Here is a 16,184-nt window from a genome sequence, read left to right on the forward strand (position 1 = left end):
TCCGTGTGTGATATTACACGGAAGAAAACTGCCCGAAACAAACCTATCTACCATCGGCAGACTGGTCGTCGAGTGCCGCCTTCAGGTCGTCCGCAGTGAACGGTAGCTCGGTCAGCCGAACGCCGACGGCGTCGCGGATCGCGTTCGAAAGCGCTGGCGGGACCCCGTTTGTCGGGAGTTCCGCGATAGACTTCGCGCCGAACGGACCCGTGGGTTCGTGTGTTTCCACGAGAATGGTCTCCATTTCTGGGTGGTCCGTCGTCCGCGGCATCCCGTACTGTCGAAAGCCGAGTACTTCGGGGTTCCCGTCCTCGTCGAAGGTCAGGTCGCCGCTCGTGGCGTATTCGAGGCTCATGTGCTCACCGCCCTCAATCTGGCCTTCGACCAGCGCGGGGTTGATGGCGACGCCGCAATCCGCCGCGAACACCAGTCTGTTGAGTTCGTACTCGCCGGTCTCCGTATCGACAGTCACGTCGACGAACTGCGCACCGTACGGCGGTGGACTCTCGTCGGTCGAGTGGTTGCCGTCCCCGAGGATGTGTTCGCGCTCGTCGTCGCCGTAGGCGGCCTCGTAGCCGATCTCTGCCAGCGAGACGCGGCTCCCGGTCTGCTCGCTGTACACGCCGCCGTCGCCGGTGTCGAGCGCTTCCGGGGGCTCGTCGAGCAGTTTCGACCCCCATTCCAGCACCCGTTCTTTCGCGTCTTCGGCGGCCTTCTTCACCGCTCGACCGCTGATGTACGTCGTCGAGGAGGCGTACGCGCCGTAATCGAACGGCGTCAGGTCGGTGTCGGCGGCGATGACGACGACATCGTCCGGCGTGCAGCCCAGCACCTCTGCGGTAATCTGGGAGAACATCGTGTCCGCGCCCGTGCCGGTGTCGACGCCGCCGACCTGCAGGTGGAAACTCCCGTCCTCGTTCATCTGCACCTGTGCCGCGCCGAGTTCCTTTCCCGCGACGCCGCTTCCCTGGGCGATGAGCGCCATGCCGACCCCGCGCTTGCGGTGGTCCTCGTCAGGCTGTTCGAGGTCGTCGTAGCCAATAGCTTCCTTGCCGCGCTTGACGCACTCGCGGATGCCACACGAGCGAATCGTCCGGGTGAACCGGTCATCGTCTTTCAGAATGGCGACGCTTCGGTCGCGGTCACCCTCCCGAACCGCGTTCTGGAGACGGAACGCGATGGGGTCGAAGTCGAGGCGGCGGGCCACCTCGTCCATGTGTGCCTCAACGGCGAAATGGCCCTGCGGCGCGCCGTACCCTCGCATGGCCGCCCCCATCGGAAGGTTCGTATGCACCACATCACCGGAAAAGCGGACGTTCGGGACGCGTGGATAGAGCGGGAGCGGCTTCGTTCCGACGTTGTTCGCGACGGTCATACCGTGGGTCCCGTAGGCCCCTGCGTTCGACAGCGTATAGAGGTCCATTGCCTCGATGTCGCCGTCGTCAGTCACTGCGGTCTGCATCCGCATCCGCATCGGATGTCGAAAGCGAAGCGCGGTGAACTCCTCCTGTCGGCTCATCTCCAGTTTGACCGGCCGGTCGGCTGCCAGATGCAGTGCGAACGTTATCGGCTCGATTGCCATCTCCTGTTTTGACCCGAATCCAGCGCCAATTCGCGGTTTCTTCACCCGCACGTCACGGATGGGAATGTCGAACAAGTGGGCTATCTGGCGACGGGTGTGAAAGGGGACCTGCGTCGCTGTGATGAACGTGTGCCGGTCGTCCTCGTCCGTGTACGCGATGGTCGTGTGCGGTTCCGGAACGCAGTGGGACTGGTACGGTGTCTCCCACTCTGTCTCGATGACGTGCCGGTCGTCTTCACTCTCCGCTCGTTCGAACGCCGCGTCAACGTCACCGAGTTCCCCTTCGAAGTGTGATTCGACGTTTCGGCTGTAGTCTGCGCCTGACTGCTTGTTCTCCACGTCGTCGGCTTCGAACAGTTGGGGCGCGTCCTCGTCGAGTGCTTCTTCAGGATCGAAGACGGCGTCCAGTTCCTGGTACTCGACTTCGACTTTCCGTGCGGCTCGGTCGGCCGTTTCCGGGTCGTCAGCTGCCACTGCGGCGACCGGGTCACCGACGAAGCGGACGTGTTCACGCAACACTTTCAGATCCCACGGACTCGGCTCGGGGTAGGACTGTCCCGAACTGGAGTACAGCTTGTCCGGAACCACGTCGTCGAACGGCGTGATGACGGCGTCGACGCCGTCCATCGCCTCGGCGTCGCTGGTGTCGACTGATTCGACGTAGCCGTGAGGGATGTCACTGCGAATCACTTTCCCGTGAGCGAGGTCCGGGAACCGGTCCCGGTAGTCCGCCGTGTAGCGGGCCTGCCCGGTGACAATTTTCCGTGCGTCGTCTTTCTCTTCGTTCACGGTAATCGCGTCGCGCTCGGATTCGGCTTTCCGGTCGGGTTCGCGTGCGATGTCTGCCGCTGCCTCCTTCTCGGCTTCGGCAGACTCCGCTGCCTCTCTCTCTGTCCTGTCGGGCTGCTCGCCTGTCTCCTGGACCCGGTCGGAATCGCTCACTGCTCGCCCTCCATGCAGCCGCAGTCGGTGCGTGAACACGTGGCCTCGGTGGTGACGCCGTCGTCGCTATCGAGTGCCCGTCCACCGTCCGCGGCGACGGCTGTCCCGCTGTCCATCTTTTCGGCGGCGTCCAGCACCGCTTCGACGATTTTCTTGTAGCCGGTGCACCGACAGAGATTGTCCGAGAGCGCTTCCCGAACCTCCTGTTCGGTCGGGCCCGGGTTCGCTTCCAGTAGCGCCGTCGAGCGCATAATCATTCCCGGAATGCAAAACCCACACTGGAGCGCAGTATTCTCCACGAATGCCTGTTGCACCGGATGCAGATCGTCCTGTGTACCAAGCCCTTCGATTGTCTCGACGGATGCGTCCTGCACTTTCGTCAGCGGCTCGACGCAGGCTTTCACCGGCTCCCCGTCGACGTGTACCGTACAGAAGCCGCACGCGCCGGTGTCACATCCCCGCTTCGCGCCGGTGTACCCGTTCCGTCGAAGGACATCGAGAAGCGAATCGGATTTCGATGCGTCGACAGTCCGTTCCACACCGTTAATTTCCAGTTCGATTTCCATATGGCTCATCAGCTCGCTGGCTATGTCAGGTACGTGACGAACAGAACGATAAATAGCTATCGCGGATTTGCGATATGGCACGCCGCCACACCGGGTTTTGCCGTGACTGGCACTCCGTCCCGAGTCAGGGGTTGCGCTCGTCCAGCTGTGCCTTGATTTTCTCGGCGGTAATGGGCATCTCCCGGACACGGACGCCGACGGCGTCCCGGACGGCATTTGACAGCGCGGGCGGGACTGTGTTCGTCGGGACTTCGGCGACCGATTTCGCGCCAAACGGCCCGGTCGGTTCGTGGGTCTCGACCAGAATGGACTCGATGGGCGGCGTCTCAGTCGCCGGCGGCAGGCCGTACTCGTCGAAATCAGCTACCTCTGCCCGTCCCTCGTCGTCGAGCGTGATGCCCTCGCTGACGGCCATCTCGTAACTCATGTGATTCGCGCCCTCGATCTGGCCCTCGGCCATGCCGGGGTTGATGGCGACACCGCAGTCGACGGCGACGACCAGTTTATGAACTTCGAACTCGCCGGTGGTCTCATCCACCGTCACGTCGGCGAACTGCGCAGCGAACGGCGGGGGACTCTCTTCGGTGCAGTGGCTCCCCTTCCCTAAGATGTGTTCGCGCTCGTCGTCGCCGTAGGCGGCCTCGTAGCCGATGTCTTCGAGTGTGACCGAATCGCTGCTGGCCTCGCTGTACACGGTCCCGTCGCCGGTTTCCAGCGCCTCGACTGGCTCCCCAAGCAGTTTCGATCCCCAGTCGAGAATCCGCGCTTTCGCATCCTCAGCGGCCTTCTTGACGGCCATGCCGCTGATGTACGTCGTCGAAGAGGCGTAGGCCCCGTAGTCGAAGGGCGTTACATCAGTATCGGAGGATTTGACGATTATGTCGTCCTCGTCACAGCCCAGCACCTCGGCGGCAATCTGGAGGAACGCCGTGTCAGCGCCCGTCCCGATGTCGACGCCGCCGACCTGCAGGTGGAAACTCCCGTCCTCGTTCATCATTATCTGAGCGGCCCCGAGTTCGTCGCCAGCGACGCCGGTCCCCTGTGCGGATAGTGCCATCCCGATGCCGCGGTGCAGGTGGTCCTCGTCGGGCTGTTCGAGGTCGTCGTAGCCGATGGCGTCCTTTCCGCGCTCGATACACTCGTCAAGGCCACACGAGCGGATACGGCGGTTCGCCCCCTCGCCGCCCATCATCCCCGCGATCTCGTCGAGGTCGCCGACTTCCATGTGATGCCGCCGCCGGAATTCGATGGGGTCGAGACCGAGGTCGCGGGCCACCTCGTCGAGATGGCCTTCCAGCGCGAGCGTGCCCTGTGGCGCGCCGTAGCCCCGCATCGCGCCGGTCTGTGGCGTGTTCGTGTGGACGATGTCCGCCTCGAAGCGGGCGTTGGGGACCTTCGAGTACAGCGGCAGGGGCTTGCTGCCGACGTTGCCCGCGACAGTCATGCCGTGGCTTCCGTACGCGCCGGTGTTCGACAGCGCGTAGATGTCGATTGCCTCGATGTCGCCGTCGTCGGTGACGGCGGTCTTCGCTTTGACTTTCATCGGATGGCGCGACCGCATCGCGTAGAACTCCTCCTCGCGGCTGGCCTCGTACAGGACCGGGCGGTCGGTGGCGAGCGAGAGCGAGAGCGGAATCGGCTCGACGACCATCGCCTGTTTCCCGCCGAAACCGCCGCCGACGCGGGGTTTCTGGACGCGGATGTCACGGATGGGGATGTCGAACAGGTGGGCGAGTTGTCTCCGGGTGTGGTTGGGAACCTGTGTGCTGGTGATGAGGACGTGGCGGTCGTCCTCGTTCGTGTACGCCAACGAGGTGTGTTTCTCGACGTTGGCGTGGGACTGCCGGATTGTCTCCCATTCGGTCTCGTGGACATGGGTCTCGCCGTCGAGCGCCGCGTCCACGTCGCCCAGTTCGCCCCCGATATGTGCCATCCGGTTGCGGTCGTAGTCGTGGCCGACAATTTCGTTTTCTACCTCGCCGTCCTCGAACAACTGCGGCGCGTCGTCGTCGAAGGCCTCCTCCGGGTCAGTGACGTAGTCGTCCTCCTCGTAGGACACCTCGATAGCCTCGGCGGCGGCGGACGCGGTCGCCCGGTTTTCGGCTGCGACGGCGGCAATCGGGTCCCCGATGTACCGGACGTGTTCGTTCAGCACGTGCATGTCCCACGGGCTCGGTTCCGGATAGGACTGTCCGGCGCTGGTGTATTTTGCGTCCGGCACTGCGTCGGATTCGGGTGTCAAGACCGCGTCGACGCCGTCCATTGCCTCGGCTTCACTCGTGTCGATGTCGGTCACGCGGCCGTGTGGGATGTCGCTCCGGACGACCGCCGCATACGCGAGATCTGGATATTGTTCCTCGTAGTCGGCGGTGTACTTCGCCTGTCCGGTGACGAGCTTCCGGTCGTCGTACTTTTCTGTCCGGTGGGAGACACTGGCCCGTTCGTCGGGTGCCTTGTCGTTGTTCTCGGGTTCGTCCCATTCGAGCGGGTGCTCTTCGGACTGCCCATCCTCGACAGCCTCGGACTGCGAGGCCGTCCCCCCGTCGGCCGTGGGTGTCTCGTCGTCGCTACTCATCGCAGCCACCTCCGCAGCAGCGGGTCGACTCGTTCCCATTCGGCGGCACAGTGGCCGAGTGGCCGCCGTCGGCGGCGACCGACTGCGCCCCGCGCATTCGCTCTGCCGCGTCGAGCACGGCTTCGACCGGCTTCTGATACCCGGTGCAGCGACAGACGTTGTCGTCTAGCGCCTCCCGGACCTCCCGCTCGGTTGGGTCTGGGTTCGAATCCAGTAGTGCCACCGCCTGAATAACCATTCCTGGGATACAGAACCCGCACTGGACGGCGAAGTTGTCGACGAACGCCTGCTGGACCGGGTGCAGGTCGTCCTGCGTCCCGAGCGCAGCGACGGTCTGTATCTCACTCCCATCGGCGTCCACTGCGGCCATTCCGCAAGCCATCCGGACGTCGCCGTCAACGAACACCTTCGATGCGCCGCAGGTTCCGCCGTCACAGCCACATTTCACGCCGATGTGACCGTGCTGTCTCAATACCGTCGCCAGGTCGTCCGCCGACCCGGCTTCGACTGTCGTCCGCTCGCCGTTGATTGTGAGTTCGATGTCCACAGAGGTCCCTCCAGTTTTCGGTATGCGATACGCACACGCGCCTCTTAGTGAACAACTGTACAGCACTCTCTCATATATGTATGCTTCACAGGTGCGTGATCGCAATATTGCCAGAAGAAATCACGGCCACGGCCCACTACAAGGCACTAGACTGACACAGCTACGACAGACGTGCGGGGTAATGTGTGGTATGTGCCATATCTGTGACAGATACTCTCTGTGACTGGACCCGCTCATTCGGCGGCCTTCGCCTGCACGGCGTTCAGCAGTACCTCTGCTCCGGTGACGATGTCATCCCACTCGGTAAACTCGCTCTCGCGGTGGCTAATCCCGTCGACGCTCGGGACGAAAATCATGCTCGTCGGGGCTATCTTGTTGAGGTAGTTCGCATCGTGGCCTGCGCCACTGACCAGCCGTGTGTACTCACAGCCGACCGTCTCGGCGGCCTCGACGACCGTGTCGATGCAGTCCTGATCGAACGGGTCCGCATCGACTCGCATGATTTCCTCGATCTCGTATTCAAGGCCTTCGCGCTCGGCGGCGTGGGCAATCTCTTCTCTGATCTGTTCGACAGCCGCATCGACAACGGCATCGTCGTACGAGCGGAAATCGAGCGTGAAATCGACCGTCTCGGGGATGACGTTGATGGCGTTTGGCCAGACGTCGACGCTGCCGACCGTGCCGACGAGGTCCGTGCCTTCGGTCGCTGTGATTCGCCGCACAGCGCGGGTTACGTCCGCCGTCGCCACGAAGGCGTCGTGGCGCATATCCATCGGCGTCGGGCCGGCGTGGTTCGCCTGCCCCTCGAAGGTGACGTTCAGCCATGCAAAGCCGAACACGCCTTCGACAGCGGCGACTGGGATGTCCTGCTGTTCGAGAAACGGGCCCTGTTCCACGTGCATCTCAAAGTAGCAGTGGATGTCGTCGGCTTCACAGGGCGTTTCGCCCTTGTAGCCGATGCGTTCGAGTTCGTCGCCGAACCGCTTCCCGTCCTTGTCCTCGCGCTCGTACGCGTAGTCGAGATCGAAAATATCACAGTAGACGCCGCTGCCGAGCATATCCGGCTGAAAGCGGACGCCCTCCTCGTTACTCCAGGCGACGACCTCTAGCGGGCGTTCGGTCGTCACCCCGGCGTCGTTGAACGCCTCAATGACTTCCAGTCCACCGAGGACGCCGATAACGCCGTCGTACCGCCCGCCGCTGTACTGGCTATCGATGTGCGACCCGAACAGGACCGGCGCGGCGTCCTCCACCGCTCCGTCCCGCCGACCGAAGATGTTGCCCATCGTGTCGATACGGACCTCCAGCCCGGCCTCGCGGAACCACTCGACCAGCGTGTCCCGGGCCGCCTTGTTCTCGTCGGACAGGCTCGGCCTGTTCACGCCGCCTCGTTCCGTCGCGCCGATCTCGTTGAACGTATCGAAGCGCCGTCTGAACCGCTCGCTGTCGAGACTGACCGATGGCATTGGGTAGCTGTTCCGCGGTGTCGTCTTGAAGATTGCGTCGGGGTGGTGCCACACAGATTGACAGACGCAGTGTGGCACGCGCTCGCCCGCTGTGACACACGGTCGGGACCACCGAAAGAGCCAAACGACCGTTCCGCGAGTCGGCAGACATGACCGAGCCGAGTGTCGCGTCTATCGCGTTTCGAGACGCGCGGGTGCTGGACGGGAGCGGTCGCCCTCCGTTCACTGCGAGCGTGCGTGTCGCCGACGGTCGAATCGACGCTATCAGCGACGCCCCGCTGGACGCCGACCGCGTCGTTGACCTCAACGGGTTGTATCTCGCGCCGGGGTTCATCGACATGCACGCGCATTCGGAACTGCGGCTGTTCGGACGTCCCGGGGCAAAGGAGAAACTGACACAGGGGATCACGACGGAAGTCCTCGGCCAAGACGGTGTCAGTGTCGCGCCGGTGCCGCCGAACCTCACCGACGAGTGGGCGGAACGGGTCAAGTCACTTGACGGCACGCTGGGCGAAACGTGGCCGTGGCACACCGTTTCCGGCTACCTCGAAGCGCTTGAATCCGCCGAACCAGCCGTCAACTGTGCGTACTACGCCCCACACGGCAACATCCGGTCGATGCTGGCCGGATTCGAGGACCGCCCACTTAGCGGTGAACACGTTGTCGCCGCCGGGCCAGTCACCGGTCACCGGCTGGATAGACCAAAATCGGACCACGACACAGCGCCCGGTGAACTCGACGCGATTCGACAGGAGCTCGAAGTTGCGCTGGAAGAGGGCGCGTTCGGTATGTCCAAAGGGATGATATACCCGCCGAGTTCCTACGCTCGTGACGACGAACTGGTGGCGCTGGCGGACACTCTCGCCAAGCGTGACTCGTTTATGATCTCACACGTCTGGAACGAGACGGACCGCGTAGTCGAGTCCATCGACCGGTATCTGGACATCTGCCGACGCGGCGGCTGTCACGCCCACGTCTCCCATCTCAAGGTCGGCGGCCAGCAGAACTGGGGGAATTCAGAGGCTGTCCTCGACCTGTTCGACGATGCCGTTGCCCGTGGCCAGCGGGTCACCTTCGACCAGTACCCCTACACGGCCGGATCGACGATGCTCACTGCGCTGTTGCCGCCGTGGGCGCGACAGGGTGACTCGGAGGCCATCCGTCACCGTCTCAACTCCGCAGCAGTTCGGGACCGCATCGCCGCCGACATCTCTCAGCCGGGCGACTGGGAGAACCTCGCGTACGCCGCCGGCTCGTGGGATAACATCCTCATTACGCGGACGGGAAGCGGGCGCTATCAGGGTGAAACCATTGCGGACATCGCCGCGGAGGTCGACAGCGAACCGGTCGACGCGATGTGTGACCTGCTTGTCGCGGAAGAGTTGGACGTGACGATGGCGGACTTCGTGATGGCCGAGGAAGACATCGAGCGGTTCCTCGCCGACGACCGCGGCACGTTCTGCACCGACGGCATCTTCGGCGGGAAACCCCACCCGCGGGCCATCGGAGCGTTCGGCCGCATCCTCGAACGCTACGTCCGAGAGCGGGACGTGCTCTCGCCGGCACTGATGGCCCGCAAGGCCGCAGGCAACCCCGCCGACATCCTTGGTCTCAGGGACCGCGGCTACGTCCGCGAGGGATACGTCGCGGACCTCGTGGCCTTCGACCCCGATTCCGTGTCCGCGAACGCCACCTACGAGGAGCCGTTCCAGTACACCGACGGGATGGAGTACGTCCTCGTCGGCGGCGAAATCGCCGTCCGGGACGGCGAGCAGACCGGCGCTCGCAACGGCGCGGTGCTTCGCTCCTACGAGGAGTGGGGCGGTGGGACCCGTCCCGAACTCGACCGCGCCGACGAATAGCTGACTGACACGCTCTGCGCGCTGGTCGGTAGCTTCTCGGTCCGTGACGACGCGAAGCGAAAACCGAACCGCGAACCGGACCGCGCTACTCCGGCACTTCGGCGTCGACGGCGTCGACGAAACTGTTCATCTCCTGGAAGAGGAACTCGTCGCTCTCGCCCTCGAACGGCGAGCCGGCCCAGACGTCGAGGTCGCCGTTGACGATCTTCTCTTCCGTTTCCGCGACGGTGTCTTTGACCTCCTGCGGGACCGCCGGACCCCACTCGTCGAGCGCAGGGAGGTTCGTCTCCATGCCGCCCCAGAAGGCGTCGGATTCCCAAGTCCCGTCCCGGACCGCGGAGATGGTCGGGTCGTAGACCTCTTCCCAGTTCCAGACCGGCGAAATGAGGTAGTTGTCGCCGCCGAACTCCCCCATCGGCGCGTTGTAGCCCGAGGCCCACACGTCCGCCTCGTTTGCGGCCCTGACCGGGGCGGGGGAGTCCTGCTCCTGTGAGATAACGTCACAGCCCTCGTCGATGAGTGAGTTGGCGGCCTGTTTCGAGGTCTGTGGGTCGAACCACGCGTTGACCCACCGAATCTTGAACGTCGCGTCCGGGTTCACCGACCGCGCACCGAGCGCCATCGCATTGATAGAACGGATGACTTCGGGAATCGGGAACGCGGCGACGTAGCCGATGGTGTTGTTTTCGGTCACCATCCCGGCGGCTTGCCCGGCGAGATACCGAGGTTGGTAGATCCGACCCATGTACCGCCCCATGTTCTCCCGGGTTCGATAGCCGGTCGCGTGCTCGAAGTAGGTGTCGGGATACTGTTCCGCAATGTTGAACATCGGGTCCTGGTAGCCAAACGTCGTCCCGAAGACGATGTCGGCGTCGCCCTGCGCGTATTGCTCGAACACGCGTTCCGAATCTTCCGGCGCGACAGCCTCGGTGTACTCGGTTTCCAGCCAGTCGTACTTTTCATCAACCGCCTTCCGGCCCTCGTCGTGGGCCCAGGACCACCCGAGGTCGCCCACCTCTGAGATGTACACCCACGCGGCGGTGACGGAGTCCGACCCGGAGCCTCCATCGCCGCCGGTCGCTGTCCCGTCAGTCGTCTCACTGTCGCCGCTCCCGCCACTACAGCCGGCTAGTGCGGTTGCTCCTGTTGCCCCAAGCGCGCCCAGGATCTCCCGCCGCGATATCGTTCGGTTGGTATTCACCATTACTGAACTGGGTAGAGGTAGCGGAAACTCCTACTTAAACGATACCATTCTTGACCTTGCAGCGAACGAATAGATCTGGTTACAGTTGGACAAAATATCATACAATCCAGAATAGTCCTACGAACGTGGTTATATGTGCCTGCGGACCACAGTAATACCCAAGCGATTACCACAGCCCGAAACCGGTGTCGGGATCAGTTCGGGACCTCACCCTCGACGGCGTCGACGTAGCTACTCATCTCCTGGAAGAGGAACTCGTCGCTCTCGCCTTCGAACGCCGAACCGGCCCAGATGTCCAGCTCGCCGTCGAGTATCGCTGACCGTGACTCCGAGACGGTATCTTTCGTTTCCTGGGGCACTTCTGGCCCCCAGTCGTCCAGACTACAGATGCCTGACTCGATGCCTTCCCAGTACGCATCGGATTCCCAGGTCCCGTCCCTGACAGACTCGATAGTCGGACCGTAGAACTCCTCCCAGTGCCAGATCGGGGAGGTGAGATAGTTCTCGCCGGCGATGTCGCCCATCGGAGCGTCGTAGCCGGTCGCCCAGATACCTGCATCGGAGGCCGCTCTGAGCGCTGCGGGGGAGTCCTGATGCTGGGCCATTACGTCGACGTCTTCGTCCAGCAGGGCGTTCGCCGCCTCGCTCTCTGTCGGCGGGTCGAACCAGGAGTTCGTCCATCTGACTTTCAGCGTCGCGCTGTCGTTGACAGACGCGGCCCCGAGCGCGTAGGCGTTGATTCCACGGATGACCTCCGGGATCGGGAATGCCGCCACGTATCCCAGCGTGTCTGTCTCGGTTACGGTCCCTGCTGCCTGCCCGGCGAGATACCGGGGCTGATAGATCCGGCCCATGTACCGTCCCATGTTCTCCATCGTCAGGTAGCCGGTGTTGTGTTCGAAATAGGTGTCGGAGTATCGCTCCGCCACGGACGCCATCGGGTCCTGATACTCGAACGTACAGCCGAAGATGATATCGGCAGTACCCTGCGCGTACTGCTCGAACACCCGCTCGGAATCAGCGGGGGCAACAGCCTCGGTGTACTCGGTCTCTAACCAGTCGTACTCTGCTGCGACTGCCTTCCGACCCTCGTTGTGGGCCCAGGACCACCCGAGGTCGCCGACCTCGGAATTGTACACCCACGCGGCGGTGACCGAATCCATGTCGTCACTGCTGGTCGCGGTCCCCGCAGCGGCTCCCCCGTCGGCGGTGCCGGTCCCGCCCCCGCTGTCGCCGCCATCGCCGCCATCACCGCCACCGCTGCAACCGGCCAGCCCGGTAATTCCTGCTGCCCCAAGCGCTGCCAGTAACTCTCGTCTCGATCTAGTGTGGCTCTTGTCAACCATTGACTAATCGGGTAGCCATTGCAGAATCAGTGACTTAAATTGTTCCGTTCACGCAGCTTTCGCTACCCTACTATCCAGATATCTGCTGTAGAACTGGACTAATATAGCTATATCTGGCAACTATCTGGATTATATGTCAATACTATTGTCTGCGTCGACAAACGCAACCCAGATCGACAACAGTCGCTAGCACACAACAACTGATACTTGGCAAATGTCCGGCATTTCACGGTCTGGACGGCGAATATAGCTACCTTTGGAAACAATTATGCCACTACATTGTTGATACCCGCCCAAGACCAGAGAGCATGTCCGAACACACCACGCTCAGGATGGAGGGGATTCTGAAGGAGTTCCCCGGGGTCGTCGCCAACGACCACGTCAACCTCTCCGTCGAGCGCGGAGAAATTCACGGCCTCCTCGGCGAAAACGGTGCGGGAAAAAGTACACTGATGAAGATTCTGTACGGGCTCTACTCGCAGGATGACGGCGACATCTACCTTGACGGCGAGCGACTCGACCTGGAGTCGCCACAGGACGCCATCGACGCCGGGATTGGGATGGTCCACCAGCATTTCATGCTGATACCACGTCTCACAGTCGCCGAGAACGTCGTGCTCGGTGAACGTGAACCGGCCACAGCGTTCCGCAGCGATGCGGAGGACAGCTGGCTTCCGGCGGCAGTTCGAAACAACAGTCTCGTCCAAGCGCTTGCCGGGCAGTTTTCGTTAGGCCTCGACGTGCCCGAACAACGGATTCAGGAGTTAGCGGACCAGTACGGGTTCGATATCGACGTGAGCGCAAAGATTTGGGAGCTCGATGTCGGCCAGCAACAGCGCGTCGAGATACTCAAAGCGCTGTACCGTGATGTCGACCTCTTGATTCTCGACGAACCGACGGCGGTCCTCACACCGACGGAAGCCGAGCGGCTCTTCGACTCGCTCGAACGCCTGACCGACGAAGGACTCTCGATAATCTTCATTACCCACAAGCTCACCGAGGTCGACGCTATCGTCGACCGGGTAACGGTGCTCCGAGAGGGGCAAAACGTCGGGACCGCCGAGGTGTCGTCAGTCTCCCGGGCGGACCTCGCGGAGATGATGGTCGGCCGTGAAGTCCTGTTCGAAATAGACAGGGAAGCGGTCGACCTCGGTGAGCCGGTCCTTCGCGCACGCGGGGTCAAGGCCACTGATAACCGAAATATCGAAGCTCTTTCCGGCGTCGACCTGACGGTTCGACAGGGCGAAATCGTCGGTATCGCGGGCGTAAGCGGCAACGGCCAGAAAGAACTCGCTGAGGTCATGGCTGGTATCCGTGACGTGACAGCCGGCGAGATACTGGTCAACGGCGAAGATATCACCGGCGCGAAACCGAAGACGTTCGTCGACAGCGGCGTCTCGTTCGTCCCCGAGGACCGGCTCCAGTACGGCTGTGCTGAGGACCTCTCGGTGATGCACAACGCCACGATGAAGGACTTCAGAGACGGCGGGTTCGGCGACTGGCCGTTCCTTGACTACGGGGCACTCCGTGACTACGCCGAAACGCTGGTCGATGAGTTCGATGTCAGAGGTGTCAGCGACGTGACCGAGACAAAGGCCGGCGACCTCTCCGGAGGGAACCTCCAGAAGCTAATCTTGGCGCGAGAAATCTACCGCGACCCGGACCTGCTCGTCGCCAACCAACCCACCCGTGGCGTCGACGTTGGGGCAATCGAGTTCATCAGGGAAACGTTGCTTGAACAGCGGAAGGCAGGCACCGGTATTATCCTGCTTTCGGAGGACCTGGACGAAATATTTGACTTGAGCGACAGGATTCTCGTCGTCTACGAGGGTGAGTTCGTCTACGAGACGACACCGGCCGAGGCCGACCGGGAACGGATCGGTCTGGAGATGACCGGCGGTGGTGGCGACGACGGAGGCGAAGTGGACACATCGCCGCCCTCGCCCGGAGTCACGCAGGGGAGTGAGAGCTGATGAACGTCGCAGTAACCGTCGACGCGCGCGAAGACATTCCTGTCTGGCTGGCGTACGGGACGCCCGTGTTCACGGTTCTCGCCGCGCTGGCGGTCAGCGCCATCGCGCTGGTCGTCCTCGACGTGAACCCTGTTGCGGCGTACGCGACGATGTTCGTCGACACGCTCGTGACCGAGTTCGGACTCACCGAGACGCTGACGAAGGCGGTACCGCTGATTCTCACTGGCCTGGCGGTGTATCTCCCGCTGAAGGCGGGCCTTTTCAACATCGGGGCTGAGGGACAGCTCGTCGCCGGTGCGCTTGCCGGGACGTGGATCGGGCTGAACGTCTCGCTCCCGGGGTTGGCACTGGTCCCGCTGATGTTCGTCGCCGCGGCCGTAGCCGGCGGTATCTGGGCTGGCATCCCGGCGTACCTGCGTGCGAAGTGGGATGTCAACGAGATCATCACGTCGCTACTACTGACGTTCGTCGCCCTCGAACTCCAGAGCTACCTCCTCCGCGGGCCGATGCAGGGCGGCACCGGGAACTTTCCACAATCGGAGCGGTTCTCCGAGGCCGCGACGATTCCTGAACTGGTAAGCGGCGTCCATGCCGGCCTGCTCGTCGCCGTCTGTATGGTCGTGGTGACCTACGTCCTGATGACGCGAACGCGGCTCGGCTTCGAGATTACCTTCGTCGGCTCGAACCACGAGGCCGCCCGACAGGCGGGGATGAGCAAGTTCTACGTGTATCTCTTCGTGTTCGTCGTCGGGGGCGCGTTCGCGGCCATGGGCGGCATCAGCGAAATTGCCGGTGCACAGGGGCGGTACCGTGCCGGGTTCGAACCCGGCTACGGCTTCACCGCCATCCCGATCGCCCTGCTCGGGCGCAACAGCGCGCTCAAGGTCTTGCTCGCCGGCCTGTTTTTCGCTGTGCTGTTCGTCGGCGGGTCGAGCATGGAGGTGGCCTTCGGCGTGCCCGCGGCGCTGGTCGAGATTATCCAGGCGCTCGTCATCCTCTTTCTGATCACTGCGGAGTTCTTCAAGAGCTATCGTGTCGGTATCGACATCAAACGCGGGCCAACAGAGACGCCTGCCCAGCCACAGCGAGGTGACGACTGATGGTGACGTTCATCGCCGGCCTGCTCGATGCGACCGTTCAGGCGGCGACCGTGCTCCTGCTGGCCGGGATGGGGGAACTCATCAGTGAGCGGGCGGGTGTCCTCAACCTCGGCGTCGAGGGGATGATGCTCGTCGGCGCGCTCGGCGGGTTCATCACGACCGTCCTCACTGGGAGCCACTGGCTCGGGTTCGGCGTCGGCATCCTCCTGGGGATGGTGCTGGCGCTGGTGCATGCCTTCCTCTGTATCACGCTGAAGTCGAACCAGGTCATCAGCGGCGTCATGCTGACGCTCCTGGGGACCGGTCTCACGACCTTCTTCGGGTCCGGCTGGGTCGAGGAGTCCATCGACGGCTTCCCGCAGATGACGTTCCCGCTCGTCGGGCAGTACCTCGTCGGCGTCCCGGTCGTCGGCGAGGCGCTCTTCCGGAGCACGGCGACGGACTACCTCGCACTCGGCCTGCTGGTCGTGGTCTGGTACTTCCTGCACCACTCGAACCTGGGGCTGGAGATGATAGCCGTCGGCGAGGACCCGGAGATGGCGGACACGATGGGCGTGTCCGTGTTCAGGCTGCGGTATCTCGCGGTGCTTATCGGTGGCGGGTTTGCTGGCGCGGCGGGCGCACACCTCTCGCTGGCCTTCTCGCAGCTCTGGGTCCCCGGCATGACCGCGGGCCGGGGCTGGATTGCCGTCGCACTGGTCATCTTCGCCCAGTGGCGGCCCCGCCGGATGCTCGTGGGGGCGTACCTGTTCGGACTGCTCGACGCGTTGCGCATTCGCTCGCAGTCCATCTCGCTGACGCTGGGTCCTGACGCGCCGCTCGCCGGGGTCATCAACCCAATCGTCGAGTTCCTCATGACGCCACAGATCATGGGGACGTACCCCTACCTGGCGACGATTATTGTGCTGGCCTACGCCGTCATCCGGACGAAAAGCGACCAGCTCGCGGTCCCGTCGGCGCTGTTGCAGTCCTATAGCCGCGAGACGGACTAACCGGTCCGCGACGCGCGCCAGTATCGGCG

The 16,184-nt window shown here is 63.2% G+C and carries 11 protein-coding genes; 4 read left to right on the top strand and 7 right to left on the bottom strand.

Annotation, left to right across the window (positions count from 1 at the left end; translation table 11 throughout):
• Window positions 1–43: 43 nt before the first annotated feature.
• The 5 genes from BVU17_16260 to BVU17_16280 all read right to left on the bottom strand — a co-directional run bounded on the left by BVU17_16260 (window position 44) and on the right by BVU17_16280 (window position 7,678).
• Window positions 44–2,524: a hypoxanthine oxidase gene (locus BVU17_16260; protein ID AUG49132.1), complete on the bottom strand. Its 2,481-nt coding sequence runs from the start codon at window positions 2,522–2,524 to the stop codon at window positions 44–46.
• Complete coding sequence (locus tag BVU17_16265; GenBank protein AUG49133.1) at window positions 2,521–3,090, bottom strand: isoquinoline 1-oxidoreductase; 570 nt, start codon at window positions 3,088–3,090, stop codon at window positions 2,521–2,523. The genes BVU17_16260 and BVU17_16265 overlap by 4 nt, the downstream gene beginning before the upstream one ends.
• A gap of 124 nt (window positions 3,091–3,214) precedes the next feature.
• The gene (locus BVU17_16270) at window positions 3,215–5,665 is read right to left on the bottom strand and encodes a hypoxanthine oxidase (protein AUG49134.1); all 2,451 of its coding nucleotides are present in this window, start codon (window positions 5,663–5,665) and stop codon (window positions 3,215–3,217) included.
• On the bottom strand, window positions 5,658–6,212 hold the full coding sequence (locus tag BVU17_16275) for an isoquinoline 1-oxidoreductase (protein ID AUG49135.1): 555 nt from the start codon (window positions 6,210–6,212) through the stop codon (window positions 5,658–5,660). The genes BVU17_16270 and BVU17_16275 overlap by 8 nt, the downstream gene beginning before the upstream one ends.
• 233 nt (window positions 6,213–6,445) lie before the next feature.
• The gene (locus BVU17_16280; protein AUG49136.1) at window positions 6,446–7,678 is read right to left on the bottom strand and encodes a Zn-dependent hydrolase; all 1,233 of its coding nucleotides are present in this window, start codon (window positions 7,676–7,678) and stop codon (window positions 6,446–6,448) included.
• A gap of 149 nt (window positions 7,679–7,827) precedes the next feature.
• Here BVU17_16280 and BVU17_16285 point away from each other — a divergent pair, with 149 nt between their 5' ends.
• Window positions 7,828–9,540: an urease gene (locus BVU17_16285; GenBank protein ID AUG49137.1), complete on the top strand. Its 1,713-nt coding sequence runs from the start codon at window positions 7,828–7,830 to the stop codon at window positions 9,538–9,540.
• Window positions 9,541–9,625: 85 nt separating this feature from the next.
• Here the strand turns inward: BVU17_16285 and BVU17_16290 are convergent, their stop codons facing one another.
• Window positions 9,626–10,744 carry a BMP family ABC transporter substrate-binding protein gene (locus tag BVU17_16290; GenBank protein ID AUG49138.1) on the bottom strand — a complete coding sequence of 373 codons (1,119 nt, stop codon included), beginning with the start codon at window positions 10,742–10,744 and terminating at the stop codon, window positions 9,626–9,628.
• Window positions 10,745–10,938: 194 nt separating this feature from the next.
• Window positions 10,939–12,090 carry a BMP family ABC transporter substrate-binding protein gene (locus BVU17_16295; protein AUG49139.1) on the bottom strand — a complete coding sequence of 384 codons (1,152 nt, stop codon included), beginning with the start codon at window positions 12,088–12,090 and terminating at the stop codon, window positions 10,939–10,941.
• A 308-nt stretch (window positions 12,091–12,398) separates the two neighbouring features.
• Between BVU17_16295 and BVU17_16300 the strand changes: the two genes are divergently transcribed.
• From BVU17_16300 to BVU17_16310, 3 genes are read left to right on the top strand one after another with little or no spacing between them, the layout of a single operon-like run.
• Window positions 12,399–14,063: an ABC transporter ATP-binding protein gene (locus BVU17_16300; protein AUG49140.1), complete on the top strand. Its 1,665-nt coding sequence runs from the start codon at window positions 12,399–12,401 to the stop codon at window positions 14,061–14,063.
• Complete coding sequence (locus BVU17_16305; GenBank protein ID AUG49141.1) at window positions 14,063–15,163, top strand: glucose ABC transporter permease; 1,101 nt, start codon at window positions 14,063–14,065, stop codon at window positions 15,161–15,163. The genes BVU17_16300 and BVU17_16305 overlap by 1 nt, the downstream gene beginning before the upstream one ends.
• On the top strand, window positions 15,163–16,155 hold the full coding sequence (locus BVU17_16310; GenBank protein AUG49142.1) for an ABC transporter permease: 993 nt from the start codon (window positions 15,163–15,165) through the stop codon (window positions 16,153–16,155). The genes BVU17_16305 and BVU17_16310 overlap by 1 nt, the downstream gene beginning before the upstream one ends.
• Window positions 16,156–16,184 lie beyond the last annotated feature (29 nt).

The sequence above is a fragment of the Haloarcula taiwanensis genome (assembly GCA_002844335.1).
Classification (GTDB): Archaea; Halobacteriota; Halobacteria; order Halobacteriales; family Haloarculaceae; genus Haloarcula; species Haloarcula taiwanensis.